The 24,714-nt window shown below is 52.7% G+C and carries 26 protein-coding genes; 18 read left to right on the forward strand and 8 right to left on the reverse strand.

The features are described 5' to 3' along the window. Window position 1: 1 nt before the first annotated feature. Complete coding sequence (acs, locus tag TDIS_RS03365) at window positions 2-1,909, forward strand: acetate--CoA ligase (protein ID WP_068669297.1); 1,908 nt, start codon at window positions 2-4, stop codon at window positions 1,907-1,909. A gap of 23 nt (window positions 1,910-1,932) precedes the next feature. Further along, window positions 1,933-2,199, forward strand: coding sequence for an amphi-Trp domain-containing protein (locus TDIS_RS03370; protein ID WP_068669299.1), 267 nt, complete (start codon window positions 1,933-1,935; stop codon window positions 2,197-2,199). Here TDIS_RS03370 and rfaE2 read toward each other — a convergent pair. From rfaE2 to TDIS_RS03405, 7 genes are read right to left on the reverse strand one after another with little or no spacing between them, the layout of a single operon-like run. After that, window positions 2,186-3,409, reverse strand: coding sequence for a D-glycero-beta-D-manno-heptose 1-phosphate adenylyltransferase (gene rfaE2 / locus TDIS_RS10785; RefSeq protein WP_161939466.1), 1,224 nt, complete (start codon window positions 3,407-3,409; stop codon window positions 2,186-2,188). The two genes, TDIS_RS03370 and rfaE2, sit on opposite strands and share 14 nt — an antisense overlap. A gap of 8 nt (window positions 3,410-3,417) precedes the next feature. Beyond that, window positions 3,418-4,110 carry a ComF family protein gene (locus TDIS_RS03380; protein WP_068669301.1) on the reverse strand — a complete coding sequence of 231 codons (693 nt, stop codon included), beginning with the start codon at window positions 4,108-4,110 and terminating at the stop codon, window positions 3,418-3,420. Continuing rightward, window positions 4,088-5,236, reverse strand: a complete 1,149-nt coding sequence (locus TDIS_RS03385; RefSeq protein ID WP_068669303.1) for a M20/M25/M40 family metallo-hydrolase — start codon at window positions 5,234-5,236, stop codon at window positions 4,088-4,090. The genes TDIS_RS03380 and TDIS_RS03385 overlap by 23 nt, the downstream gene beginning before the upstream one ends. Beyond that, window positions 5,236-5,514, reverse strand: a complete 279-nt coding sequence (locus tag TDIS_RS03390; RefSeq protein ID WP_068669305.1) for an acylphosphatase — start codon at window positions 5,512-5,514, stop codon at window positions 5,236-5,238. Before TDIS_RS03390 ends, TDIS_RS03385 begins: the two co-directional genes overlap by 1 nt. Window position 5,515: 1 nt before the next feature. Continuing rightward, complete coding sequence (gene polX, locus TDIS_RS03395; RefSeq protein WP_068669307.1) at window positions 5,516-7,237, reverse strand: DNA polymerase/3'-5' exonuclease PolX; 1,722 nt, start codon at window positions 7,235-7,237, stop codon at window positions 5,516-5,518. A 3-nt stretch (window positions 7,238-7,240) separates the two neighbouring features. Next, window positions 7,241-7,669 (reverse strand): EamA family transporter, encoded by a 429-nt coding sequence (locus tag TDIS_RS03400; protein ID WP_068669309.1) that lies wholly within the window; start codon window positions 7,667-7,669, stop codon window positions 7,241-7,243. Between the two features lie 5 nt (window positions 7,670-7,674). After that, window positions 7,675-8,217 carry a ferredoxin domain-containing protein gene (locus tag TDIS_RS03405; protein WP_068669311.1) on the reverse strand — a complete coding sequence of 181 codons (543 nt, stop codon included), beginning with the start codon at window positions 8,215-8,217 and terminating at the stop codon, window positions 7,675-7,677. Window positions 8,218-8,309: 92 nt separating this feature from the next. Between TDIS_RS03405 and TDIS_RS03410 the strand changes: the two genes are divergently transcribed. Together TDIS_RS03410 and TDIS_RS03415 are read left to right on the forward strand one after the other, a co-directional pair. Then, the gene (locus TDIS_RS03410) at window positions 8,310-9,527 is read left to right on the forward strand and encodes an MFS transporter (protein ID WP_068669313.1); all 1,218 of its coding nucleotides are present in this window, start codon (window positions 8,310-8,312) and stop codon (window positions 9,525-9,527) included. After that, complete coding sequence (locus tag TDIS_RS03415; protein WP_068669315.1) at window positions 9,520-10,167, forward strand: HD domain-containing protein; 648 nt, start codon at window positions 9,520-9,522, stop codon at window positions 10,165-10,167. Before TDIS_RS03410 ends, TDIS_RS03415 begins: the two co-directional genes overlap by 8 nt. On the opposite strand, the gene TDIS_RS03420 is transcribed toward TDIS_RS03415, so the two are convergent. After that, window positions 10,164-10,436: an EscU/YscU/HrcU family type III secretion system export apparatus switch protein gene (locus tag TDIS_RS03420; protein ID WP_068669317.1), complete on the reverse strand. Its 273-nt coding sequence runs from the start codon at window positions 10,434-10,436 to the stop codon at window positions 10,164-10,166. The genes TDIS_RS03415 and TDIS_RS03420 overlap by 4 nt on opposite strands. Before the next feature lie 86 nt (window positions 10,437-10,522). Here TDIS_RS03420 and fbp point away from each other — a divergent pair, with 86 nt between their 5' ends. From fbp to TDIS_RS03490, 14 genes are all read left to right on the forward strand, one after another. Further along, on the forward strand, window positions 10,523-11,668 hold the full coding sequence (fbp, locus tag TDIS_RS03425; protein WP_068669319.1) for a fructose-1,6-bisphosphate aldolase/phosphatase: 1,146 nt from the start codon (window positions 10,523-10,525) through the stop codon (window positions 11,666-11,668). A 113-nt stretch (window positions 11,669-11,781) separates the two neighbouring features. Beyond that, window positions 11,782-13,254 (forward strand): cysteine--tRNA ligase, encoded by a 1,473-nt coding sequence (gene cysS, locus TDIS_RS03430; protein ID WP_068669322.1) that lies wholly within the window; start codon window positions 11,782-11,784, stop codon window positions 13,252-13,254. Then, entirely contained in the window at window positions 13,224-13,784 is a 561-nt protein-coding gene (locus tag TDIS_RS03435; protein ID WP_153303741.1) for a CvpA family protein, read from the forward strand. Before cysS ends, TDIS_RS03435 begins: the two co-directional genes overlap by 31 nt. Before the next feature lies 1 nt (window position 13,785). Continuing rightward, entirely contained in the window at window positions 13,786-14,586 is an 801-nt protein-coding gene (mazG, locus tag TDIS_RS03440; protein WP_068669326.1) for a nucleoside triphosphate pyrophosphohydrolase, read from the forward strand. Next, window positions 14,567-15,307 (forward strand): metal ABC transporter ATP-binding protein, encoded by a 741-nt coding sequence (locus TDIS_RS03445; RefSeq protein ID WP_068669328.1) that lies wholly within the window; start codon window positions 14,567-14,569, stop codon window positions 15,305-15,307. The genes mazG and TDIS_RS03445 overlap by 20 nt, the downstream gene beginning before the upstream one ends. Beyond that, window positions 15,307-16,077, forward strand: a complete 771-nt coding sequence (locus TDIS_RS03450) for a metal ABC transporter permease (protein WP_084270931.1) — start codon at window positions 15,307-15,309, stop codon at window positions 16,075-16,077. The genes TDIS_RS03445 and TDIS_RS03450 overlap by 1 nt, the downstream gene beginning before the upstream one ends. Window positions 16,078-16,109: 32 nt before the next feature. Continuing rightward, window positions 16,110-16,865: a TatD family hydrolase gene (locus TDIS_RS03455; protein ID WP_068669330.1), complete on the forward strand. Its 756-nt coding sequence runs from the start codon at window positions 16,110-16,112 to the stop codon at window positions 16,863-16,865. Further along, window positions 16,817-17,440, forward strand: coding sequence for a Maf family protein (locus tag TDIS_RS03460; protein ID WP_068669333.1), 624 nt, complete (start codon window positions 16,817-16,819; stop codon window positions 17,438-17,440). The genes TDIS_RS03455 and TDIS_RS03460 overlap by 49 nt, the downstream gene beginning before the upstream one ends. Window positions 17,441-17,445: 5 nt before the next feature. Further along, window positions 17,446-17,859: an ExbD/TolR family protein gene (locus tag TDIS_RS03465; protein ID WP_068669334.1), complete on the forward strand. Its 414-nt coding sequence runs from the start codon at window positions 17,446-17,448 to the stop codon at window positions 17,857-17,859. 424 nt (window positions 17,860-18,283) lie between these two features. Further along, the gene (locus TDIS_RS11140; RefSeq protein WP_161939467.1) at window positions 18,284-18,628 is read left to right on the forward strand and encodes an energy transducer TonB; all 345 of its coding nucleotides are present in this window, start codon (window positions 18,284-18,286) and stop codon (window positions 18,626-18,628) included. Between the two features lie 70 nt (window positions 18,629-18,698). Continuing rightward, a complete protein-coding gene (locus TDIS_RS03475; protein WP_068669336.1) occupies window positions 18,699-19,040 on the forward strand; it encodes a hypothetical protein in 342 nt (113 codons plus the stop codon). Window positions 19,041-19,106: 66 nt separating this feature from the next. Continuing rightward, window positions 19,107-20,360, forward strand: coding sequence for a TolC family protein (locus TDIS_RS03480; RefSeq protein WP_068669337.1), 1,254 nt, complete (start codon window positions 19,107-19,109; stop codon window positions 20,358-20,360). A gap of 12 nt (window positions 20,361-20,372) precedes the next feature. Continuing rightward, entirely contained in the window at window positions 20,373-21,530 is a 1,158-nt protein-coding gene (locus TDIS_RS03485; protein ID WP_068669339.1) for an efflux RND transporter periplasmic adaptor subunit, read from the forward strand. A 22-nt stretch (window positions 21,531-21,552) separates the two neighbouring features. Further along, window positions 21,553-24,645, forward strand: coding sequence for an efflux RND transporter permease subunit (locus TDIS_RS03490; protein ID WP_068669341.1), 3,093 nt, complete (start codon window positions 21,553-21,555; stop codon window positions 24,643-24,645). Window positions 24,646-24,714 lie beyond the last annotated feature (69 nt).

Raw genomic sequence — 24,714 nt, forward strand, 5'->3', positions numbered from 1 at the left:
AATGGGGAACTCTCACGGCTACGAGACCAAGATCGAACACCTCTTCAAAACCGGCCTAAAATATTTTCCGCCTAACCGTGTCCTTGAGGAGGCCTTCTTAAAAGACTACGAATCCGTATATGCCTATTCCATCCGTGACCCGGAAGGCTTCTGGGGCCAGATCGCAAACGAGCTCGTCTGGGTGGAGCCCTGGCAGAAAGTCCGCGAGATCGACCTCCCCTATCACCGTTGGTTCATAGGCGGTAAAACGAACATCACCATCAACGCCCTTGATCGACACGCCGACTCCTGGCGCCGCAACAAAGTGGCCGTGATCTGGCTTTCCGAGGAAGGCGAGGAGCAGGTCGGCACCTATGGCCAGCTCCGCGACCGGGTCAACCAGTTCGCAAACGGCCTTAAATCGCTGGGTGTAAAACGAGGGGATCGGGTGGTGATCTACATGCCGCTTACCATCGAGGGCATGATAGCTATGCTGGCCTGCGCCCGGATCGGGGCCATCCATTCCGTGGTTTATGCCGGTATGGGGGCCGGGGCGCTTCGCTCTCGCGTCGAGGACTGTCAGGCCAAGGTGGTCATTTGCTCGGACGTAACCTATCGCCGCGGAAAGGTGGTGCGCCTCAAGGCCGTAGTGGATGAGGCCCTTGATGGGCTCGATTTCGTAGAAAAAGTCATTGTCCACCGAAGGACACACCCTCCTATCGAACTTGAAGAATGGGAAGTAGACTTCTGGGAACTTCTGCGGGCCCATTCCCACCGCTGTCCTCCAGAAATCATGGATGCCGAGGATCCGCTCTTCATTCTCTATACCTCAGGAACCACCGGTAAACCCAAGGGAGTAGTGCATGTCCATGGAGGATACATGGTAGGTACCTACTACCTCACGAAGGCCTTCTTTGATATTAAAGACAAGGACGTTTATTGGTCCACTTCAGACATCGGCTGGATCGTGGGCCACTCCTTCATCGTGTATGGTCCTCTCTGCGCCGGGGCCACGGTGCTCATCCGCGAGGGCGCACCGGATTATCCGCATCCTGGCGTGGTCTGGGAAATGGTTCAGAAATACGGGGTTTCGGTGATGTTCACCGCCCCTACGGCCTTGAGGATGTTCATGCGCTTCGGAGAAGAACACATCAAGAAGTATGACCGCTCCACTCTCCGGATTCTTGCCTGTGCCGGAGAGCCCTTGAATCCCGAGGCCTGGAACTTCGCCCAAGAGGTTATTCTTGAGAACCAGGGCTACTGCATCGACAACTTCTGGCAGACCGAAGTGGCCGGGCCGGTGCTCGGCACCATACCTACTATCCCCTACAAACCAGGCTTTGCGGGAAAGCCTCTTCCCGGAGTGGTGGTAGATGTAGTGGATGCCAACGGCAAGCCCCTTCCTGCCGAGCAGGGAGGCTACCTCGTCCTCCGGCAGCCGCTGCCCTACATGATGCGCACGGTCTATAACAATCCCGAGCGTTATGAGCAGTATTGGAACGAGATTCCCGGCTGCTACAAGACCGGTGACATCGCAGTCTGCGACGAAGAGGGCTATTTTGCGGTCCTCGGCCGGGCAGACGATGTGCTTAACGTGGCCGGACACCGAATCGGAACTGCAGACCTAGAAAGCGCCCTAGTCAGTCATCCTGCAGTAGCTGAGGCCGCAGCCATCGGACTTCCAGATGAGATCAAAGGCGAACGCATAAAGGTCTTTGTAGTCCTTAGAGCCGGAAAAGAACCCACCGATGGCCTACGCAAAAGTATCATCCAGCACGTCCGCAAGGAACTCGGGCCTATTGCTACCCCTTCGGAGGTGGCCTTCGTGGAAAAGCTCCCCAAGACTAGAAGCGGAAAGATCATGCGCCGGCTGCTCCGGGCACGAGAACTCGGCCTCCCTGAGGGTGACACCTCCACGCTTGAGGATTAAATTCTAGTTTAGGAGGTGAAAAAATGGCTGAAAAAAAAGTGCTTTTCAAAAGTGAGGAACCCAAGGACAGGGCTTCCGTGGTGGCCTTTTTGCGGGATCTCGTTAACCGTTTGGAACAAGGGAAATTTACCTTCAAGCGAGGCGCAGAAGAAGTTTCCATCGAAATTCCCGAACAGGTAGTCTTAGAAATCAAGGTAGAAGAGAAGACCAAACCCGGGAAAAACAAGCGCAGCCTGGAGATCGAAATCGAATGGAATGAAGGCGAAAAAGCCGAACTCACTTTGGAATAGATTTGCGGATCTTTTTAACGATAGCGGAGGTGGAGACCTGATAGCGAAAGGGGAGGCGCACCACGCGGCCTCCCCGGCTTTTCACAAAAGCTGCTCCCACGATCTTATCCTCCGGCCAGTCCGCGCCCTTGACTAGAATGTCGGGAACCAGGGCCTCGATAAGGGCCTTTGGGGTATCCTCCTCAAAGATCACCACATAATCCACGCAGGCCAGCGAAGCTAGCACCAGGGCCCTTTGCTCCTGGGGATTAATGGGTCTTTCCGGCCCTTTAAGCCTTCTTAAGGATTCATCCGAATTAAGGCCCACCACCAGAAAATCACCCAGCTTCCGGGCCTCGTAGAGATAACTTACGTGACCGGCGTGCAGAAGATCAAAACAGCCGTTGGTAAAGACCATCCGGTGCCCCAGGCTCCTTCTTCGCGAAACCTCAGGAAGCAATTCCGAAAGGGAAAGCACCTTCCTTTCCGGAGGCTCCGGAGCTATTCCGGTGGAAGTATTAAAGAGATTCCTCGCAAGGGAAAGATCCTTTTTTTCAATCTCTACCGTTAGGAGGCCTTCCTCATCCCGTACCTCACCCAGGATCTCGCCCGTGGGAGAGAGGGCCAGAGAGCCTCCGCCCAGTTTTACCCCGGCGATGGTTCCGGCGGCGTTGGTGGCCAGCACATAGATTTGATTCTCCACCGCCCGGGCCGAAAGAAGAGTTCGGTAATGGGAAAGTCTTTCTTCGGGCCACTGTGAGACAACGATCAGTACCTCTGCTCCATGGGCTATCAGTCTCCGGGAAATCTCCGGGAATCTCAGTTCGTAACAGATAATCGTCCCGAAAGAGAAATCCTTTAGCTCAAAGACCCTGCGGCCTTCTCCATCACTAAAACCGGTCTCTGGATCAAGGCCCGGAAAAAGCTTCTCCTTTTCGGCCACCACCTCAAGGCTCCCGGGCCGGATGAGGTAGGCTCCGTTAAAAACCTTTCCCTTTTTGAGGATCGGATGTCCAAGGATAAGGCTCTTCCCGGTCCTTTGTGAGAAACTAGCTACTTCGGAGAGGACCCTTTCGGAGGTCTCAGAGTCTGGAATGGCATAACCGGTCAGACTCAATTCAGGAGCAATCAAAAGCTCTCCCTCGGCGGCCTCAGCCAGTGCCAAAAATCTCTTGAGGTTGCCTTCCAAATCTCCGGCCTCTATCCGGTATTGAAGAAGGGAGATCTTCATGGCTCCTCCTACGCCCTGGCGATCACCGCCACCGAAACCTCCGCGGCCCCGGCGCGGAGCAACACCCGGGCACATTCCTCAACCGTGGCCCCGGTAGTCATGACGTCGTCCACCAGCATGACCCGTTTTCCGGAGAGATCAACCCCAGACTTCACCTCAAAGGCCCCTCTTACATTCCTTCGCCTCTCCTTTTCCGGAAGCTCGGTTTGGGGAGGGGTTTCTTGGGTCCGAAGAAGGGCCTCCAAAGGCCGTTTTCCAAACATGAAACGGGCCAGCAGTGCGCTCTGATTATAGCCCCGGGCCTGAAAGCGCTTTCTCCCTAGGGGCACTGGGACCACCAGATCCATCTCTGGAAGCGGACCCGCAAACCGCCGAAAGAGCCGCGCCAGCCCCCGAGCCAATTCGAACCTCTCACCGAATTTGAGGGCCCTGATCCAGTCCGAGACCGGGGGCTCGTACCGGAAGGGCGCTACCACCCGCTTGAAGGGACGTTCCACAAGACAAGCCCCACAGGGATGAGACGGCGAATCCCCTGAATATGTCCGAGCACACACTGGACAGGCCGGGCTGTTCCGCGGGAGCCGGGATTCACATCCCTCACAGAGAAGATCCCGGTAGAAAGGAAGAAGTTCGCCACAAAGAGAGCAGTAAGCCGGAAAGAGGAATTTGAGGATCCGCTCAGGAAATTTCGGAAAACGCACCCTCGCCGACCTTGAGGATGGCGGTAAGAAGGAGACGGGCGCAGAGGACCATATCCTCAAGCACCAGATACTCCTCGGGGGAGTGCACCCGGCGCATGCCGGTGCCCAGGATCACGGTGGTAATCCCACGACGGTTGAAGATGTTGGCATCAGAGCCACCTTCCCGCCGGGCTCGCCTGAGCTCGATCCCAAGGTCTTCGGCCGCAAGATTAAGGAGCTTGAGAACGGGGTGGTCTTCCGGAACCTTGAACCCGGGGAACATCTCCTCCTTCCTAGTCTCAAGGACCGGCCGTCCATCTACACCTTTTTCTCTCTCTATTACTTCCGAGAAGGTCCCTTCAATTTTTCGCCAGAGGTCTTCGAGTTTTTGCAGGTCGTGACTCCGGATCTCGCCCTCGATGACCACTTCCTCCGGCACAATATTGGTAGCCTTACCCCCCTGGATGGTGCCGAAGTTGAGGGTAGTCTCCTCATCAATACGACCATTTGGAAGACGAGAAAGTGCCTCGGCCGCGAGCATTATGGCGCTGAGACCTTTTTCAGGCTCAAGGCCGGCATGAGCCGCCCGTCCCAGAACCCTTAAAGTGAACTTCACGGCCTCCGGAGCTTGAACGATGACCTCCCGCGGGTCCTCGGTATCCAGTACATAACCCATGCGGGCCGAGATGAGGCCATAGTCTAGATACCGGGCCCCGAAAAGCCCGATTTCCTCACAGGTGGTAAAAACGATCTCAAGCGGGGGGTGGGGAGTGCCGGTCTCCCTGAGAGCACGCACGACCTCTATCAAAATGGCAATCCCGCTCTTGTCGTCCGCCCCCAGGATGCCCGCTCCCTCGTTACGGATAATGCCAGCCTCCTCAACCAACTTCAGGTTTGAGGTCTCCTCCACCGTATCCATATGGGCGCACAGAAAAAGAGGCGGAAGATCATCCTCTCCGGGAACCTTCACGATCAGATTTCCGACCGCGGATTTGGTATAGGCCCCGGAATGATCAAAGAAACAGCGGGCCCCGAGGGCCTCAAACACCGATACCAAGTGTTGGGCAAGTTCGCCTTCCTTCCGGGGAGGGCTGTTGATCTCCGCTAGAATTTTGAATTCCAGCTTGAGTCTTTCGACATCGATCATCAGTATCGGATCCTGAACTCCGTAAACTCTCCGCTATAGGGTTCCTCCTGGACCTCAACCCCCGTGACCTTGGCATGTGGAGAGCCCACATAGCACCACCTTATCATAGCCTCCACCGCCTCCTCATCCCCTTCAAACACGGCCTCCACCCGGCCATCGGGAAGATTCCGCACCCAGCCCTTAATCCCCAGACGGTCGGCCTCCTCCTTCGTGTAAGCCCGGAAAAAAACCCCCTGCACCCTTCCCGAGATGTAGACATGGACCCTTTTGGGAGCCATTCTAACGTCCCCTCACCTTTTTTAACCAGGCCCTAAACTCCTTGTATGAAAAAGTATTTAGCACATCTTCTTTTTCACACCAACCCCTTCTGGCCACAGCCACCCCAAGGGGCAGATAGTCCATCTGGTCCACGATATGGGCATCAGTTCCGATTAGGATCTTAACCCCGGCCTCTTTGGCCGCCCGAGTCTGGATGTCGTTCAGGTCCAAACGTTTGTAATAGGCGTTGATCTCAAGGGCTTTTCCGTTCTCCGCTGCGGTCTGGATGACCGCCTGCATATCAATGGCATAGGGTTCCCTTTCCCCGATGAGACGCCCGGTGGGATGAGCTAGGGCGTGCACCAGGGGATGTTTCAGGGCCGCTACCGCCCTCTGCGTGAGCTGGGCCTCGGGTTGCTGAAACCCGGTGTGAATGGCCGCTATCACCAGATCAATCTCTGCCAGGACCTCATCAGGATAGTCGAGGCTTCCGTCGGAAAGGATGTCCACTTCAGCTCCGAAGATGAGCTTTACGCGTTTCGAGCGGCGGTTAAATTCCTCAATGGCCTTCTTCTTTTCCATGAGGGCAGAAACCGAAAGGCCTCCGGCCACCTTCAACCCCTGGGAGTGGTCGCAGACAGCTACCCAGGAAAGCCCTAGGGCCTCGGCCCTCTGCGCGATCTCATCAAGGCTGGCAGTACCATCACTGTACTTGGAGTGCACGTGAGCGTCGCCCTGAATATCATCGTAATCTACGAGTTTCGGGAGGCGGCCCTCCCTGGCAGCCTCGATCTCGCCCCTGTCCTCCCGCAACTCCGGGGGGATCCAAGGAAGATCCACAGCGGAAAAGACCTCCTCCTCTTTCCTTCCACCGATCCTCTCGTTTCCTCGAAAAATCCCGTACTCGTTGATTTTGAGTCCCCGCTCTACCCCGAGCTCCCGGAGGCGGATGTTGTGGGCCTTGGAGCCCGTAAAGTAGGCCAGGGCCGCTCCCCAACATTCCGGATCAACCACCCGAAGGTCCACCTGGATTCCGGGCTTGATCCGCACACTGGTCTTGGTTTCCCCGTGGACTAGGACCTCCTCGACACCAGGATAGGCCACAAAGGCCTCCATTACCGAAAAGGGGTTTTTAGAAGTTACCAGGACATCTATGTCCTTCACGGTCTCTCGCCGCCGCCGGATACTTCCGGCCACCGCAATCTTTTCCACCGGGGCCTTTCTTTTGAGATAAACCACCAGATCCTCTGCCAGCGGAAGTACTTCTCCCAGCGGCCGACGCCCGATCTTTTCCCTGAGGAGCTTGATCCCCCGAAGGATGTTTTCCTCGGTCTTGTAGCCCATCCCCGGAAGCCGGGCGATCTTGTGCTCCTTACAGGCCCGCTCAAGATCCTCGATAGAGGTAATCCCCAGGGTCTCGTAAATGATTTTGGCCTTCTTGGGACCGAGTCCCGGAATTTCTAGAAACCTAAGAAGCTCTTGGGGAATCTCCTTCTTGAGTTCCTCGTAAAGACGAAGGGTTCCGGTTTCAAGAATTTCCTTTATCTTGCTGGCGAGATCCGCACCGATTCCCGGAATCCGAGAGAGTTGATTCCTACGAGCGAGATCTTCAATATCCCGGGTCAGGGCCTCTATGTTCTGAGCTGCCCTCTGATAAGCCCTTATACGGTAGGGATTGTCCCCTTTGATTTCTAGGAGAGACGCCACCTTCCGGAAGATCTCGGCCACTTCCTGGTTTTTCATACCCTAGCTCTTTTGAAGAATTATGAGCCCGGTAACCGTGAGGAGGATGCCCAAAAGGCGCTCCCAGCTGAGATCCTCTTTAAGGAACACCAGAGCCATAAAGGCCGTCACCAGGGGATAGGCCGCTGTAAGGGGCACAATTTTTGAAGCAGCTCCAGTTTTAAGAAGCGAAAAATAAGTAAACATTCCCAAAACCCCGGCCAGCAATCCGCTGGCTCCTAGAACCAGAACGTTTCTCAGAGAAAGCTCTTGGACCTCCCGGACTTCACCGGTAAGGAGGGCCACCAGGACCAGGATCAGGGCCGCCACCCCGGTGCGCACCGCAAGGGCCAAAAGGGGAGAGACGGCCTTTAGGGCTACTTTTTCAAGAAGCGGAGATGATCCCCAGAAAAAAAGTGTGAGCACCCAAAGGAGGACAACCCTTCCATCCATGAAAACTACTTCCGGTCGAAGAAAATATTTTTACCCTTGATACTCAAAGGAATCCCAAGGACTACCTGAGCGGACATTAAACCTAGACGTCTAGCTGCTACCCCGATGGTATACATCACCCGGTTGTCCACACAGTGATCTCGGGCAAGACTTACCGCCGACCCCACCGCAATACCCAGATCGATGAGCCTCAGGGCACAGACTGGGCCATCGTAATCTCCCTGGCTCTTTTCCACTTTAAGGATCTTCTCGCAATCAAAACCACAGGCCTTACAGTTGACGCCCACCGGACGTTTGAAATCGAGACCTATAAGCACTATCGCCTCGGCCTGGCGAACATTTTCAGCGTCCCGTTTAAAAAATTGATAGGCCTTCCCCCGTTCGGCCACCTTTTCCATCTCGCGGGCTAAACGCTCCATTTCCTCGTCTTCCGTGATGAGACCCAGGACGAGTTCGTCCTGTCCGCGGGCTTTAGGGGCCGTACGGGCCCCAATAAGCATGAGTTTTCCTACCCATTCGGCCATCTTCTTTTCAGGATTGAATTCCACTGCCCACCCTCCAGCTAGAAGAATTTAGGCTTAGAATAATAAAAAAATCGGCCTGGACAACCCCTCTCCTCCAGATAAATTTAGGGGCTGTTATGGCTCTTTGGCTAGAATTGGCGCAGGGCGTCATCCTCCCGCTGAAAAAAAAAGAATTTCGGTATTTTTTCTTGGCTCAGAGTCTTTCTCTCCTTGGCCGGTGGGTTCAGACTACTGCCCAGCGTTGGCTTCTTTATGATCTTACCGGCTCCACTACTTACCTAGGACTTTTAGGGGCCCTGGGTTCCTTTCCTATTTTGCTTTTTTCCCTCCCAGCCGGTGTCCTTACAGATCATCTTTCCAAGAAGAAGATTTTAGTCTCGGCACAACTAATCGGAGCCTTCATGGCAATGCTTCTGGCCCTGCTAACCTTTGCAGGGCTGGTGCGTCCCTGGCATATCCTGACCCTGGCCTTCGGCTTGGGTATAGCGGTTTCCCTGGAATTCCCAGTAAGAAACGCCTTCATTTACGAAATAGTCGGCAAACAAGATCTAATTTCAGCACTTTCTCTTCACTCTTTGGCCTTCAATCTTTCCAGATTTCTCGGGCCAGCCCTTGCCGGATGGCTCATGGGAAGTTTGGGGTTTGGTTTCTGCTTTTTGTTTAACGCCCTGAGTTACCTTCCGGTGGCCGGAATTATCCCCTTTATAGAACTCAAAGAAAATCAGAAACAAAAGTCGGGAAATCTTCTACTTTCTCTTAAAGAAGGTTTAATCTATGCCTTGAGACACACTCGTATAAGAGGAATCCTTTTGCTAATAGTGGGAGTTAGCGTGGGCCTCTTCCCTTACGCCATTTTACTTCCGGCCTTGGTAAGGGAGGCCTACCAGGGAGGAGGCCGAGAATTCACCTTCCTAATGTCGGCCAATGGTCTGGGAGCTCTTGCCGGAGCGCTTTTTGCCGGTACCTTGGGAAGATACATTTCCCATCGAAAACTTATCTATCTTGCGGCTTCAAGCCTTACGCTTCTAATCCTGGGGCTTTCCTTCAGCCGAAATCTTTATCTCGCGGCCGGACTGCTTCTGGCCGCGGGCTTTTTTATGGTAAACATAATCATGAACGCCAACGCCTACGTCCAGAGCCTATGTGAAGACGAAATGCGTGGAAGGGTATTAGGACTCTTTAGCTGGTGTTTTTTAGGACTTTTTCCGTTAGGAAGTCTCTTTTGGGGTTTTTTGGCCCAGAGACTTGGCACCCCGGTTACTCTGAGGATTTCCACAATCTTAGCTGGCCTTGTTATTCTCATTCTTGGCTTGAGGGGTCTTAAAAATGCTTGATTCTCGCCTCTGGCAGCGGCTCAAAGAACGAGCTCGTAAACTTTACGAGGAAAATGGAGGCTCACATCGCATGGACCACGTGGAGAGGGTAGTAGCCCTGGCCGAAAGACTGGCCCGAGAAGAAGGGGCCGATCTCAAAGTAGTAAAGGTAGCGGCCCTGCTACACGATATCGGGCGAGGTGAAGAGGCTCGCAGCCGGGGGCGGGTGTGTCATGCCCGCTACGGAGCGGAGCTTGCTCGAAAGATCCTTGAGGAAGAAGGGCTTCCCCCGGACTTTATTGAGCGAGTGGTTCGAGCCATAAGACGACATCGTTTTCGAGGAGAAGAGTCCCCGGAGACCATCGAGGAAAAGGTCCTGTTTGACGCCGACAAGCTAGACAGTCTGGGGGCGGTGGGCATCGGTCGGGCCTTTCTTTTCGCCGGCGAGGTAGGGGCCAGGCTCCACAATCCAGAGGTGGATCTCAAGAAAACCGAACCCTATTCCTCTGAAGACACTGCCTGGCGAGAGTTCAAACTAAAACTTTCCAAGGTTAAGGATCGCATGCTGACCGAGAGCGGGAAACGGTTGGCCGAAGAGCGGCACCGGTTCATGGAGGAGTTTTTCGATCGTCTCAACCGGGAGGTCCGAGGAGAGTGTTAAGGATTGCGGGCCCTGCGATTCAAACGATAAGCCCAGGCCAGCACCACGGCCACAGCCTCATAGAGCTCTGGAGGAATCTCAGCAGAAAGCTCCACCCGAGACAGGGCCTCCACCAGGGCCGAGTCTTCCCGAACAGGGATGCCGTGCTTGCGGGCCACTTCAAGGATTAGTTCCGCGAGTCGTCCCTGGCCCTTGGCCACCACCCGTGGGGCCTGATCCTTTCCCTGTTCATACTTTAAAGCCACGGCCTTCTTTTCGGACACTGGCATCTCCGCCAATCCTATTTATTTTTCATATTAGACTTTTTCGGAATTTTAAGCTATTTAAAAAATAACAATTCAAAAGGAGGTGGCGGATGAAAATCACACTCTCCGTGATCAAGGCCGACATCGGAGGCTTTGTAGGACATTCCACAACCCATCCGGAGGTAGTTAATAAGGTCAAAGAGGTCGCCGAAGCGGGCAAAGAAAAGGGTATCATCTTGGATACCTCGGTCATTACCTGCGGGGACGATATCGCTATCGTGATGACCCACACCCATGGGATAGATGCCGAGCCCGTGCACAAGCTAGCCTGGGACGCCTTCATCGCCGGAACCGAGGTGGCTAAAAAGCTCAAACTTTACGGGGCCGGTCAGGACATACTCTCGGACGCCTTTTCCGGAAACGTCAAGGGTATGGGGCCCGGGGTGGCGGAGATGGAATTCGAGGAAAGGAAAAGCGAGCCTGTAATCGTTTTCTTTGCCGACAAGACCGCCCCCAGCGCTTGGAACCTGCCTCTCTATGAGATGTTTGCCGACCCCATGAACACCGCTGGCCTAGTCATAGATCCTTCCATGCACGACGGTTTTACTTTCGAGGTTATGGACGTCTATTCCGGAAAGGCCATTCGGCTTAAGACCCCGGCGGAACTTTATGATCTCCTGGTCTTTATCGGAGCTACTAGCCGGTATGTGGTAAGGGCGGTCTATCGCAACTCCGACGGCGAGATTGGGGCCGCGGCCTCCACGCAGAAGCTTTCCCTTATGGCCGGTCGCTATGTAGGAAAGGACGATCCGGTTCTCATTGTTCGGGCCCAGAGCGGTTTCCCGGCCGTAGGGGAGGTGCTCGAGCCCTTTGGACGTCCTTGGCTGGTTGAAGGTTGGATGCGAGGGTCTCATACCGGGCCTCTGATGCCGGTTTCCTTTAAGGAGGCCAAACCTACTCGATTTGATGGGCCTCCTCGGGTAATTGCGGCCGGTTATCAGATTTGTGAGGGCAAACTCATCGGTCCCAACGATCTCTTTGATGATCCGGCCTTTGATTATGCCCGCGAGCGCGCCACGCAGCTGGCCAACTTCCTGCGTCGCCAGGGCATCTTTGAACCCCATCGACTACCGCCGGAAGAGATGGAATACACCACGCTGCCCAAGGTCCTTGAAAAACTGAAAGACCGCTTCAAGGACATCGGGGAACCCAAGGCCAAGGCCCCAGGGTCCGGAGAAGGCGAGATCCACGAATAATGAAGAGGCCTCGCCACTAGTTTAGATCGGCCCTGAGGGATATACACCACGCAAGCTTTCCCTCAGGGCCTAAGACTCGAAGAGGAGCAAAACTTCAAAGGAGGGCTAGGTTCTTGGAGAAAGTAGAATTTAAATTATATAATACTCTATCTCGCAAAAAGGAAGTCTTTGAACCCCTCGATCCTCCTCGGGTCACCATGTACGTCTGTGGGATTACGGCCTACGATGAGGCCCATTTGGGGCATGCTCGAGCGGCCGTGGTCTTTGACGTCCTCTACCGATTCCTGAAGTTCCTGGGCTATGAGGTTACCTATGTGCGGAATTACACGGACATAGACGATAAGATTATCAACCGTTCACAAAAAGAGGGTACACCTTGGTACGAAATTGCCGAACGTTATATCCGGGAATACCAGGAAGAAATGGCGGCGCTAAAGGTCCTTCCTCCTACCCACGAGCCCCGGGCCACCGAACACATCCCGGAGATGATCTCTCTGGTGGAGAGACTCATCGAAGCCGGAGTGGCCTACGAGAGCGAGGGTGAGGTCTATTTTGCCGTAGAGAAGTTTCCGGGGTATGGAAAACTTTCCGGACGAAGGCTCTCAGAACTCGTAGCCGGAGCTCGGGTAGAGGTCTCGGAAAAAAAGAAGAATCCTCTCGATTTCGCCCTCTGGAAGGCCTCTAAGCCGAATGAACCCGCCTGGGAAAGTCCGTGGGGGCCAGGCAGACCGGGCTGGCACCTAGAATGCTCGGCTATGAGTATAAAATACTGTGGAGAAACCCTGGACATTCACGGTGGGGGGCTAGACCTCATCTTTCCGCACCACGAAAACGAGATTGCCCAGAGCGAAGCCGCCACCGGGAAGACTTTTGTGCGTTATTTCGTGCATAACGGTCTCATCACCGTAAATGGCGAGAAAATGGCCAAGAGCCTGGGCAACTATGTAAGCGTAAAAGATATGTTGGCCCGCTACCATCCCGAGACCATAAGGCTCTTTTTATTGACCAAACACTACCGCAGTCCCCTGGATTATACGGAAAAAGGCATACGAGATGCAGAAAAAGCCCTCTATGGACTCTATGAAAGTCTCTATTTCTTGAAAAAAGTAGCCCCTAAACGTGAAGGCGGTCTCAGCAAGTCCGGGGAAAAATTGGCCAAAGCCCTGGAAGAATTTCGTGAGAGGTTCCTTCTGGCTCTTGCCGAAGACCTCAACACCGCCGAGGCCCTGGCCGAGACCTTCACCCTCATCTCCGAGGTCAACCGTTTTCTGCCTACGGCCCGTCAGGCCTCATCAGAAGAAGCCGCCTTGGCTCAAAAAGTTATCGAAAGCCTCAGGCAACTCACAGGAGACCTTCTAGGCATAGGAACCGAAGACCCCGAATCCTTCATCGAAAAAGAGCGGGAGCGAAAGATTCAACTCAAAGGACTCGATCGCGAACTTATAGAAAGGCGCCTCTCCGAAAGAGAGGCCGCCCGTAAGAAAAAAGATTTCAAGACTGCGGACAGAATTCGGGAAGAACTAGCTGCCCAGGGCCTAACCCTAAGAGATACTCCGTGGGGCACGTTCTGGATGGTAGAGGCATGAAGGTCCCCTGGTTTGACCTCATCGCTTTGGCGGTCATTGCCTGGTTCGTCATCCGTACGGCCTGGATAGGATTCTTTCGAGGGCTTTCCTCCCTCATCGGACTCCTTATGGGCTTTGTTTTTGCCGGAAGACTTGTGCCGCACATAGAAAAAATCCTCGCCCCTTGGTTTAAGGATTATTCTTGGTTTTCCGCGGTCTCTTGGTTGCTAGCTTTTATCCTGATTTTCCTTTCGGTCTTTATTCTAGCTGAAATTTTGACGCGCCTTTTCGAGGCCGCTCAACTATCTTTCGTTAATCGATTCCTAGGGGCTCTGCTGGGCTTCGTCAAGGCCTGCGTCCTCCTTTCGGTCTTTCTTTTCTTCCTGGTAACCTTTTATCCGCAGACCAAAGAAATAGTCTCCCGTTCCAGGGTCACCCCTTTCATCTTCAAAACCACCCGGATGCTAATGGAAATCATCCCTTCGGAATGGAAGCACAAATTCAATTATCAGTGGCGACATTATTTCGGTCCTATAAAAAAAGAAGTCTGAGATGGACATGTTAGGAGAAGCCTTTCAAAAACTAATTGAAATAGTGGCTCGCTTGCGCGGCCCGGAAGGTTGTCCGTGGGATCGCAAACAGACTCCTGAGAGCCTCAAAAAATACCTAGTGGAAGAGGCCTATGAGGCCTACGAGGCCATCAATTCGGGTGACCATCGTGAGGTGCGAGAAGAACTGGGCGACCTCCTTTTCCTCATCCTTATGGTGGCCTACATTTATCAAGAAACGGGCCTTTTTACCCTCAAGGAAATGCTCACCCTTTGTGCGGAAAAGATGATCCGAAGACATCCGCACGTTTTCGGCGAGGAAAGGGCCCAGAGCGCCGAAGAGGTTCTTTCACGCTGGCAGTCCATAAAGGAGGCCGAAGCCAAGGATAAAAAAGTTGAAAGTTCGGTCCTCGGCAATCTCCCTAAAAGTCTTCCGGCCCTACAACTCGCTTTCCGACTCGGAGAACGAGCCTCCCGGGTAGGGTTCGACTGGTCCTCTGCGGAAGAGGTCCTACCGAAGCTCAAAGAAGAATGGCGAGAAATCGAAAAGGCTCTAGAGTCAGGCTCCACGGAAAAACTTGAGGAAGAAATCGGCGACTTCCTTTTTACCGTGGCCAATCTATCAAGAAAACTAGGAATCAATCCGGAAGAGGCCCTAAAAAGGAGTCTCGAAAAATTCCGCAGACGCTTTATCGCTATGGAGGAAACTTTTCGGTCTCAGGGAAAGGAGCTGCGTTCGGTTTCCCTTTCCGAAATGGATGAAGTCTGGGAAAAACTCAAACTCCATGAAAGAACCTCTAGTTGAAGTCGAAAAGGTAACCTTTTCCTACAACGGAGAGATCGTTCTTGAGGAAGTTAACCTCGAACTGTTTGCTGGAGACTTCTGTGCCCTGATCGGCCCCAATGGTTCCGGCAAATCCACCCTTTTGAAGATCATAGTGGGACTTCTCAAACCCCAGCAGGGGCGAGTTCGGCTCTTTGGAAAGGAGATAGAGAATTTCCACGAGTGGTGGCGGATAGGATACGTACCCCAGAAGGTGACCTCTCTGGTAGATCCGGTTCTTCCCCTGACGGTAGCAGAAACCGTAGGACTAGGCCTTCAGGGAAAACCTAAAAGCCACGGTTTTTCCAAAAAGGAAGTCATACTTTCGGCCTTAGAGAGGGTTGGGTTGGCCGACAAAGCGGACAAACTTTTGAGAGAACTTTCAGGAGGACAGCAACAGCGGGTCTTCCTCGCTAGGGCTCTGGTGGGTCAGCCTCAAATCCTGCTGCTTGATGAGCCCACCACCGGCGTAGATTTCACGGCTCAGGAAAGGTTCTATGAGCTTTTGGGAAGACTCAATCGTGAAGGTCTTACCATCCTCATCGTAACGCATGACATTGCGGTGGTAGATCGCCACGTGAAGCAGGTGGCCTGTTTAAACCGCAAGCTTGTTTTTCATGGAAAACATGAAGACTTTTGTAAGAACCCCGAGGTCTGCGGCCTTATACCAGGCCCTCACCACCTTATAGGACATCTGCACTGATGGACATTTTATATTACGGCTTTTTTTGGAAGGCCTTACTCGCGGGAGTGGCCTTTGGTCTTTCAGCCGCCCCCACCGGTCTCTTTCTGATTATAAGGCGTGATAGTCTCCTACCCCATGCCCTAACCCACGTAGCCTTTACCGGAGTAGCCTTAGGCCTTCTTCTTAAAGGAACTCCTCTTTTACTGGCCTTGATAGTAACGGTCCTTTCTGCCTTCCTAGTGATGGAAATACGGGAAAGATCCGGAGTTTACGAAGATACTGCAGTCGGGATTCTCGCCAGTTTGGGACTGGCACTGGCCATTGTCTTGGCCTCTCTGGCCAAAAGTTACGACGTGAGGCTCCTTACCTATCTTTTTGGCAACATTCTGGTCTTAAACGAAAAAGAGGCCCTGCTTTCGGGAGCGATTTTTATTCTTGTTCTGGTGGTGCTTTTTAAACTCGGAGAGGCCTTGTTCTTTATTTCCTTCGATGAGGAGTCTGCCCGCACCAGCGGACTTCCGGTAAAACGCCTGAAACTCCTGCTCTCAGCCCTTACCGCCGTGCTGGTGGTTCTTGGAATGAAGATGGTAGGCCTCCTCCTAGTCTCGGCCCTTATGGTCATCCCCGGGGCCTCGGCTTTAGAGGTGGCCAGAAGTCTCAAGCAGAGTTTTTTCCTTTCGGCCGTTTTCGGAGGGCTCTCGGTAGCGGGGGGCTTATGGTCTCCGTCTCCTTCAATCTGCCTCCTTCCGGGGCCATTGTCCTCTTCTCTGGGGGACTTTTCTTTTTGAGTCTTTTCCTGAAACGGTTAAAATAAAGTCCTATGAAACTGGTGGACACCCATGCCCATTTAAACCTCCCGGGATACGACGACCTCGAAGAGGTTATTTTGCGGGCCAAAGAAGCTGGGGTGACAAGAATAGTGGTGGTGGGTATAGATCTCAAGACCTCCAGAGAGGCCCTTGAACTTTCCGAACGCTTTCCCGGCTACATATTCGCCACCGCCGGCATCCATCCCCATGAAGTAAAGAAATTAGAAGATCGGGACTACGAGGAGCTGAAGAACTTACTAAAAAAGGCCGTAGCCTTGGGTGAGATCGGTCTCGATTTCGCCAAAGAATACTCTCCCCGGAAACAACAATTCGAACATCTGGAAAGGCAACTTGCCATAGCCAAAGAATTAGATTTGCCGGTCGTTCTACACGTAAGGGAGGCTTACCGAGAGATCTTCCCGGTACTCAAAAAATACTTGCCTCTAAAGGCCGTTTTTCATTGTTTTGCCGGAGGCATCGAGGAAGCTCGTCAGGCGCTTGATCTCGGACTTTATATCTCTGTTACCGGCATTGTGACCTTTCCCAAAGGGGATAATATCCGCGAGGTGGTCCGCTACGCCCCCCTTGAAAGTCTCATGCTTGAGACCGACTGCCCCTTTCTCACCCCCGTACCTTATCGGGGGAAACGCAACGAGCCGGCCTATGTGCAGCTTGTGGCTGAAAAGGTGGCCGAAGTAAAAGGCCTAGAGGTTGAAGAATGCGCCCGGGTGACCACCGAGACCGCCCGTGCCTTTTTCGGAATCTAGTCCCCCTGGTTCTGGCCTCCGCCAGTCCCCGAAGGCGGGAACTGCTCTCCCTCCTTGGGCTCGAATTTGAGGTCTTTCCTGCCGAGATTGAAGAGACCATATCTCCTGGAAAGCCTCCGGAAGAAATCGTGAAGGAACTGGCCCACAGGAAAGCTCTGACAGTGGCCAGACGATTTCCTGAAGCCGCAATCATCGCTGCCGACACCCTGGTGGTCAAAGGGAAATACCTCTTGGGGAAACCTAAAGATCTGGAAGAAGCTCGACAGATGCTTACCTCCCTTTCCAGAGCCTGGCATCAAGTCCTTACTGGGGTCTGCATCATTTATAAAAAAAAGGAAAGCATCTTTTTTACCGAAACCAAAGTCAAATTTCGCGAACTTTCCCCAGAAGAAATCGAAGCCTATCTCGCCACCGGGGAACCTTTGGACAAGGCCGGAGCTTACGCTATCCAAGGCCTAGCCTCGGCCTTCGTAGAAAAAGTTGAGGGCTCTGTCACCGGAGTAGTAGGACTCCCCCTTTCCGAAACCGTAGAAGTCCTTTTAAAATTGAACTTGATAACCCCGGTAAAGGACTGAGAGAAATGAAATCCGGTAAAAAAGGCCTTATGGCCGAAATCAACGTCACCCCTCTGGTGGATGTCATGCTGGTGCTTCTCATTATCTTTATGATTACCGCTCCCCTTCTTACCACCGGCATTCAGGTTGACCTTCCGGAAACTAGGGCCGGAGAGCTCAAGAAAAGCGAAAAACCCTTCGTGATCACCATCACGAAGGAAGGAAAGATCATCGTGGGTCAACAGAGTCTCTCTTTAGATAGGCTCTCACGTTGGCTGGCCGAAGCCAAACGGGTCGGTATTGTTAAGGATGTCCAGATTCAGGCCGACAAACAGGTACCTTACGGTTTGATAGCCAAAGTCTTGGGAGAACTTGAAGCCGCGGGTATTACTGAAATCGGTCTGATGACCAAGCCCGTTTCAGGAAATGAAAAGCTTTAAGAGAGCCCTCTTAATAAGTTTGATTATTCATGTCTTTCTCCTAGGGCTCTTCAGCCTCCAATTTCCAGAAAGAAAAAAACCTTCCCTGGTCAAGGTCAGATTAGTTTCGGTTTCTCGGGCAAGTCTCCATACCTCTACTTCTTCGTCTTCTCCTGCAAGGTCAACTAAAAAAAAGCAAATCAAAACCCATAGCCTACCTAAAAGGCGGACTTCAAAACCCAAAAAGAAAAAAAGCCGCTCTCAGCCCAAACACCGTAAAGCGGTCTCCTCAAAGCCCAGACCTTCCCGAGGCAAAAATAAACTATCAAAAGCTAAAAAAGCCTCTCAAACCAAGAAAACCTCGTCTCCACCCCAACCGGAGGTCACACCTCAAGAAGAAAGTCTACTTGAAGAACGGCTAGCCGCGCTTCAATTGCGCAAAAGGTTGGAAAATCTTAAGAAAGAAGTAGCCTCCAAAGAAAAAGAGGTAAAAGGAACCGAGGCACAAAGTTTTCCCCCCCAGGATTATATAGATCTTGTCAAAGCACATCTCGATAGGTTCTTTGAGGTCCCCTTGACCCTTAAGTCTCAAAAAAACCTTGCGGCCACCGTGGAGATCCGACTCAAACCAGACGGCAAGCTCCTTTCTTATCGGCTGCTCAAATCTTCTGGCAACCTCTTGCTGGATCGCATGGTCGAAGCCGCTGTGCGCGCTGCCGATCCTTACCCTCCCCCCGGAAGGCCTATAACCATCAAAGCCATCTTTACGCCGGAAGGGCTTAATTTTTAAAGTTGTTTGGGAAACTTAAAAAGTAACTACTTGACAATCCCTTGAAAAGCCCCTTAATTAAATTTTAACTATGAAGATCTATTTAAAAAACAAAGTCTGGATACTTTTGTTTTTGCTAGCCTGGACCTGGTGGATAGGCGGAGGGCCGGCCTATTGTTTTTCTCCAGGTCAAAAGATAGAGATTGAAAACCTTTTAACAGGTTGCCAGTGTGCCCCGACCTGTATCAAAGTAGAAGAATCCAAATCCCTTTCAGAGGTCGCACGCCGAAATCTGAAGCCTTCTTTTGAAGTAGTCTCTCTAGAGACCTGCCAGGAACCCCAAGGGAGCAACCTGTTTTTCACCCGTTTCTATGAAGTCTCCAAAAGCTTTAAAAAACCTAACCCACTACTTTACGTAAAACTCCTCTTTTAACCTACCAATTTTCTCCTATTATTTCCCCCTTTCTTTTACCAACTTTAAAGAAGGAGGTTTTTTAAAATGAAATCAAGGATTCTTATATCTATAATTGCACTTTTTTTTGTCTTAACAGCTTTTGAAAGCCAAGGGCAGACAAATAAAAAAGAAGTTTCTTTTGAGGAAGTCTTTTCTAAAGTAATAAATCGGCATCCCCTGTTAAAAACCTTTGAGGAAAAACGAAAGGCCGTACGCTTTAGAGCCTACCAGGCCGGACTCCTGCCCAATCCCGAGCTGGATCTCTCGGTAGAAGATGTCTTCGGTTCGGGAGACTTCGGAGGGAGCAAGTCCTCGGAGACCACCCTCATTTTCTCCCAAACGGTGCCCCTTTTCGGGAAGACCAAGAAAAGGCGGGAAACAGTTCTATTTCAGGAAAAGGTGATCGCCTGCGATGAAGCACTAACCAAACTGGAACTCTTTCGACAAACGGCCCGGATCTTTACCGAGGCCCTTTATGCCCAGAAAAAGGTGAAACTTTACCGAGAACTGGCTCTCCTTTCCGAAAGGCTGGTAGCGGTAGCCGAAGCCAAATTACAGGCCGGAAAGATCCCGGAAACCGAAAAGATAAGGGCCGAAATCGTGGCCTCGGAAACCGAGATGAGGCTTGCTAATGCCCGGCGGGAATACCAGACAGCCTTAAGACAGCTGGCAAACCTCTGGGGAGAGACCAAGCCCGTAGAATTTTCGCTTCGGGGAGAATTGCTAAAGATCTATCTCTCTCCCCGGAAGATCAAGACCGGTGTAGAGAAGCACCCTGCCCTCCTCCGGCTAAAAAACGAAATCTCGCAACTGGAAAAAAGGTTAGAGCTTGCCAAGGCGGAGGCTCTTCCGGACGTAACCTTATCGGCCGGGGTGCGATGGTACAACGAAAGCGACGAAAGGGCCTACCTTTTCGGGATCGCCGTACCTCTTCCGGTCTTCAACCGCAATAAGGGCGAGATAGAAGCCCTGGCCAGGGAGATAACCGAGATCCGTCTGAAGATAAAGAGCCAAAAGCTTTCCCTTGAAAGGGATCTAGAGGCTGTTTTGGGGCGCCTTCGCATGGTCTTAAAGGAGATTCGAACCTTGGAAGATAGTCTCCTTCCACGGGCCGAAGAGATCTACCGTCGAAATCTAGAGGGCTATCGTTACGGAAAGATGGAATTTTTACGGGTACTCGATGCCCAACGGACCCTCTTTGAGCTCCACTTGGGACTGCTCGAGGCCTACCAGAGGTATCACCTTTTACGGGCAGAAGCCCTCTATCTCGTAGGTCGCCCGGAAAAAAATTTCTTCTAAGGAGGTTCAAAAATGATAGCTAAAATCCTGGGAATAGTACTTCTTTTATTGGGATTTTTGGTTTTGCCAGTTTTAGGTAAAACCCCGAAAGATGATCATAGTCACGAAGACGAAAAGGTCATAAAACTCTCCGAGAAAATTATTAGGGAATTCGGTATTCACATAGAAAAGGCCACCCTTAGGGTTTTTCCCCGGATAGTTGAACTGCCAGGGGAAATAACCGCAGATCCAGATCGTGAGGTACATGTCGTTCCCGTAGCACGGGGATTCGTAAGAGAGGTCTATAAGCGCTGGGGGGATAGAGTTTGCGCCGGAGAGGTGCTAGCCGTCATAGATAGCCCGGAGCTTGCGGATCTTAAAGCCAGTTACCTTGCGGCCAAGGCCCGACTCCGCCTGGCCGAAGAACTTTACCGGCGGGAGGAGCTTCTATGGAAAAAGAAGATCACTGCGGGAGAGAGCTTTCTTAAAGCCAAGAAGGACCTGGAGTTAGCCAGGATCGAGGTCAAGACTCTGGAGCAGAAACTACTCACTCTGGGTTTTTCGCCGGAGGAAATCAAGGAGTTTGAAAGCGGACGCAGGCCCCTTGGCCGCTATGAACTCCGCTCTCCCATCTCTGGCCTAGTGGTGGAAAAACACCTGGTCCGCGGGGAGATGGTAGGCCCGGATCGACTGGCCTTCCAGATTGCAGACCTCTCGGTGGTCTGGGTCCTGATCTCCGTTTACCGGGAATGGCTACCTTATGTGGGCGAAGGTCAGCGGGTATGGCTTGTTATCGGAGAGAAGTTCCCGGAAATCGAAGCCCGAATAGACTATCTCAACCCCATATTGGACCCGGACACCCGCTCCGCCAAGGCCCGGGTGATCCTGAAAAATCTTTCCAGAGAGCTCAAACCTGGCCTGCTGGTAAAGGTGCGGGTGGCCGTGGGAGGAGAAGAAAAGGCTCTGGTCGTCCCCGAAGGGGCCATTCAATATCTCAAGGGTCACCCGGCGGTTTTCGTCAAAACCGAGGAAGGGTTCGTGCCCCGCGAGGTCAAAATCGGCCGGAAACATGGAAAGTGGGTGGAGATTACCGCCGGTCTGGCCCCTGGAGAGACCTACGTCGCCAAAGGGGCCCTCACCCTTAAGGCCGAACTCGAAAAAGAATCTCTAGGCCACGGACACGTCCACTAAATCTCTCAAAAGGGGGACGAACATGTGGAATAGACTCATACACTTTTCGCTATGCAATCGGCTCCTCATGGTAGTGCTGGGGGGCCTGGTTATAATCTCTGGCTATTTCAGTTTCAGGAGTCTACCCATAGACGCTTTCCCGGATGTCACCCCGGTCCTGGTGCAGGTCTTCACTGAAACTCAAGGTCTAGCTCCGGAAGAAGTAGAAAAGTATGTCACCTACCCCATAGAGACCGCCATGAATGGTCTTCCGGGCCTGAAAAAGATCCGATCGGTCTCAAACTTTGGCCTCTCCCTAGTAAATCTATATTTTGAGGACGGAACAGACATTTACTTCGCTCGCCAAGTGGTAAGCGAAAGACTCCAGGAGGCCCGGGAGTCCATACCAGAAGGCTTCGGTGATCCCCAGCTTGGTCCCATCTCGACCTCCATGGGACTGATCCTTTTCTATTATCTTGAAGACACCACTGGCAAATACTCTCTGGAAGAGTTACGGACCATCCAGGACTGGATCATCAAACCTCACCTCATGAGTGTCCCCGGAGTAACAGAAGTTTTGGGAATCGGTGGTTTTGAGAAGCAGTACCACATCCAGGTGGACCCGGAGGCTTTGCGGCGCTACGGACTCACCCTGGGCGAAGTCATACAGGCCATCAAGGCCAACAACTTTAATGTGGGCGGAAGCTTCATCGAGAAGCACGGCGAGGAATTCATCGTGCGTTCGGTGGGGCTAGCCAGAGGGGTGGAGGATCTCCGCCGGATGGTGGTGAAGAGCGTAAACGGCACCCCGGTCTATCTGGAGCAGGTGGCAGAGGTAAAGATAGGAGGGGCTATCCGAAGAGGCCTTCAGACCAAAGACGGAAAAACCGAAGTGGTAGCCGGCCAGGTCATAAAACTTTACGGTGAAAACTCTTCCACAGTCATAAAGAGGGTGGAGGAAAAGATCCGGGAGATAAACCGCATCCTTCCCAAGGGCATCCGCATCGTCCCCTACTACGAACAGAAGAGCCTGGTTGAGGCCTGTATCTCCACGGTGACCTCGTCTCTAGGACAGGGCATGATCCTGGTAGTCGCCATTCTAGTGCTCTTTACCGGGGGTTTTCGGCCCAGCGTGGTGGTGGCCCTGGCCATCCCCTTTTCCATCTGTTTTGCCTTTCTCGGCATGCGGTATTTCGGTCTTTCGGCCAATCTCATGTCCCTCGGAGGGCTAGCCATTGCCATCGGAATGTTAGTAGATGGGGCCATCGTATTCGTGGAGAATGTAGATCGTAAGTTAAGGGAGAACCTGGGCCGCAAGAGCAGGCTCTCGGTAGTGGCCGAGGCCTGCCAGGAAGTAGGCCGCCCGGTGGCCTTTGCTCTTCTCATCATCTCCCTAGTGTTTATACCTATCGTCTCCCTCAAGGGAGTGGAGGGCAAAACCTTCCGGCCCCTGGCCTACACCGTCATTCTGGCCCTTTTGGGGTCCCTCCTCTACGCCTTCCTCATCTCTCCGGCCCTTTCTTATTACTTTATGCGAGAACGGAAAAAGGCCGGCCCCGGCTTTGGCGATCGAATCATAGGTCTCCTAGAAAAACTCTATAGTCCCTTTGGTCGATTCTTCGTAAGGCACAAGTTTAGCGCCCTGGGAGTGGCCCTGTTGCTGATAGCCCTTGGCACAATGATAGGTTCTCGCCTCGGTTCCGAGTTTGTTCCCAAACTTCAGGAGGGCACCATCGTACTGAGGCTTACCATGGCTCCCTCTGTTTCTCTAAACGAAAGCAAACGGCTCACCATGCTGGTGGAACGGCGTCTCATGAAGATTCCCGAGATCCGAAGCGTGGTTTCCCGTATAGGTCGCGGGGAAGTCGGGGCTCACACCGATCCTATAAATAGCGCCGAGATGTACATCCTATTACATCCTAGGGGAACATGGCGGGTCAAGAGCCAAGAAGAACTGGTGGATCTAATTCGGCAGGAACTTGGAGAAATCCCGGGGGTGCTCACCAACTTCACCCAACCCATAGAGATGACCGTGGACGAGCTCATGGAGGGAGTGCGAGCCGAGATCGCCATAAAAATCTTCGGGGAAGACCTTGAAGCTCTCAAAGAACTGGGAGACCGGGTGGCGGAGCTCATTCGCAAGGTCCCGGGAGCAGTGGATGTCCAGGTAGATCAGATCTCCGGTACCCCCCAGCTTCTCATACGACCCGATCGGGAGAAATTGGCCCGCTATGGTCTGTCTCTAGCCGATGTTCAGGAACTGATCGAGGTCGGAGTGGGTGGTAAAACGGTGGGAGAGATCTTTGAAGGTCTCAAACGGTTTGACATCTTAGTCAGACTGAAACCAGAATATCGCTCAAATCCCGAGGTTATCGGGAATCTTTTTCTAAGAACCCCCGGAGGAGGTTTTATCCCCTTGAGAGAAGTGGCTGAAATCAAAGAGATCATCGGTCCCCGGCAGATCACCCGGGAAGACATTCAACGTTTCCTCACCGTGCAGTGCAATGTCTCCGGAAGAGACATCGGATCTTTCGTGGAAGAAGCCAGGGAAAAGATAGTGCGAGAGATCACGCTTCCTCCGGGATATCTCATCACCTGGGGTGGCGAGTTCGAGCTCAAAGAGGAGGCCAACCGCAGGCTAAAGGTAGTAGTGCCCATCACGCTGGCCCTAGTGTTTTTCCTGCTCTTCAGTAGCTTCAACTCCGTGAGACTGGCCGTCCTCATCATGGCCAATTTGCCGCTGGCTCTGGTGGGCGGAATAGTAGCTTTATGGCTCACAGGTCAATACCTCTCGGTCCCGGCCTCGGTAGGATTCATTGCTCTTTTCGGAATAGCGTTAGAAAACGGTATGGTGCTGGTAACTTGTATTAATCAGTTGCGGGCCTCGGGACTTCCTACAGAGGAAGCCGCCTTCCGCGGAGCCCTCATGCGACTCCGTCCGGTTCTCATGACGGCTTTAACCAGCGCCCTAGGACTTCTACCGCTCCTTTTTGCTAGCGGCACAGGAAGCGAAATTCAGAAACCCCTTGCGGCCGTAGTCATAGGCGGCCTCTTTACCGCGACCCTGAATACCCTTTTTCTCCTTCCGGCCCTTTACCGTTGGATCGCTCCAAAGGAGGGCTGTACCCAGGACTAAAGGGGGGAGGGCGTAAGGCCCTCCCCTCTTTTTTAGATCGGTAAAACTTAATACTCCCAAACTCCCCGT

Origin of the sequence: Thermosulfurimonas dismutans (assembly GCF_001652585.1) — a bacterium.
GTDB lineage: Bacteria > Desulfobacterota > Thermodesulfobacteria > Thermodesulfobacteriales > Thermodesulfobacteriaceae > Thermosulfurimonas > Thermosulfurimonas dismutans.

What these genes read in the sequence shown, in the direction of transcription:
- TDIS_RS03370 (WP_068669299.1), top strand. Translation starts at nt 1,933, where the DNA reads ATGGCTGAAAAAAAAGTGCTTTTCAAAAGTGAGGAACCCAAGGACAGG.
- TDIS_RS03455 (WP_068669330.1), top strand. Translation starts at nt 16,110, where the DNA reads ATGAAACTGGTGGACACCCATGCCCATTTAAACCTCCCGGGATACGAC.
- TDIS_RS03475 (WP_068669336.1), top strand. Translation starts at nt 18,699, where the DNA reads ATGAAGATCTATTTAAAAAACAAAGTCTGGATACTTTTGTTTTTGCTA.
- mazG (WP_068669326.1), top strand. Translation starts at nt 13,786, where the DNA reads ATGGACATGTTAGGAGAAGCCTTTCAAAAACTAATTGAAATAGTGGCT.
- fbp (WP_068669319.1), top strand. Translation starts at nt 10,523, where the DNA reads ATGAAAATCACACTCTCCGTGATCAAGGCCGACATCGGAGGCTTTGTA.
- acs (WP_068669297.1), top strand. Translation starts at nt 2, where the DNA reads ATGGGGAACTCTCACGGCTACGAGACCAAGATCGAACACCTCTTCAAA.
- TDIS_RS03450 (WP_084270931.1), top strand. Translation starts at nt 15,307, where the DNA reads ATGGACATTTTATATTACGGCTTTTTTTGGAAGGCCTTACTCGCGGGA.
- rfaE2 (WP_161939466.1), bottom strand. Translation starts at nt 3,409, where the DNA reads ATGAAGATCTCCCTTCTTCAATACCGGATAGAGGCCGGAGATTTGGAA.
- TDIS_RS03390 (WP_068669305.1), bottom strand. Translation starts at nt 5,514, where the DNA reads ATGGCTCCCAAAAGGGTCCATGTCTACATCTCGGGAAGGGTGCAGGGG.
- TDIS_RS03415 (WP_068669315.1), top strand. Translation starts at nt 9,520, where the DNA reads ATGCTTGATTCTCGCCTCTGGCAGCGGCTCAAAGAACGAGCTCGTAAA.
- TDIS_RS03410 (WP_068669313.1), top strand. Translation starts at nt 8,310, where the DNA reads ATGGCTCTTTGGCTAGAATTGGCGCAGGGCGTCATCCTCCCGCTGAAA.
- TDIS_RS03420 (WP_068669317.1), bottom strand. Translation starts at nt 10,436, where the DNA reads ATGCCAGTGTCCGAAAAGAAGGCCGTGGCTTTAAAGTATGAACAGGGA.
- TDIS_RS03445 (WP_068669328.1), top strand. Translation starts at nt 14,567, where the DNA reads ATGAAAGAACCTCTAGTTGAAGTCGAAAAGGTAACCTTTTCCTACAAC.
- TDIS_RS03480 (WP_068669337.1), top strand. Translation starts at nt 19,107, where the DNA reads ATGAAATCAAGGATTCTTATATCTATAATTGCACTTTTTTTTGTCTTA.
- TDIS_RS03400 (WP_068669309.1), bottom strand. Translation starts at nt 7,669, where the DNA reads ATGGATGGAAGGGTTGTCCTCCTTTGGGTGCTCACACTTTTTTTCTGG.
- polX (WP_068669307.1), bottom strand. Translation starts at nt 7,237, where the DNA reads ATGAAAAACCAGGAAGTGGCCGAGATCTTCCGGAAGGTGGCGTCTCTC.
- TDIS_RS03460 (WP_068669333.1), top strand. Translation starts at nt 16,817, where the DNA reads ATGCGCCCGGGTGACCACCGAGACCGCCCGTGCCTTTTTCGGAATCTA.
- TDIS_RS03485 (WP_068669339.1), top strand. Translation starts at nt 20,373, where the DNA reads ATGATAGCTAAAATCCTGGGAATAGTACTTCTTTTATTGGGATTTTTG.
- TDIS_RS03490 (WP_068669341.1), top strand. Translation starts at nt 21,553, where the DNA reads ATGTGGAATAGACTCATACACTTTTCGCTATGCAATCGGCTCCTCATG.
- TDIS_RS03385 (WP_068669303.1), bottom strand. Translation starts at nt 5,236, where the DNA reads ATGATCGATGTCGAAAGACTCAAGCTGGAATTCAAAATTCTAGCGGAG.
- TDIS_RS03465 (WP_068669334.1), top strand. Translation starts at nt 17,446, where the DNA reads ATGAAATCCGGTAAAAAAGGCCTTATGGCCGAAATCAACGTCACCCCT.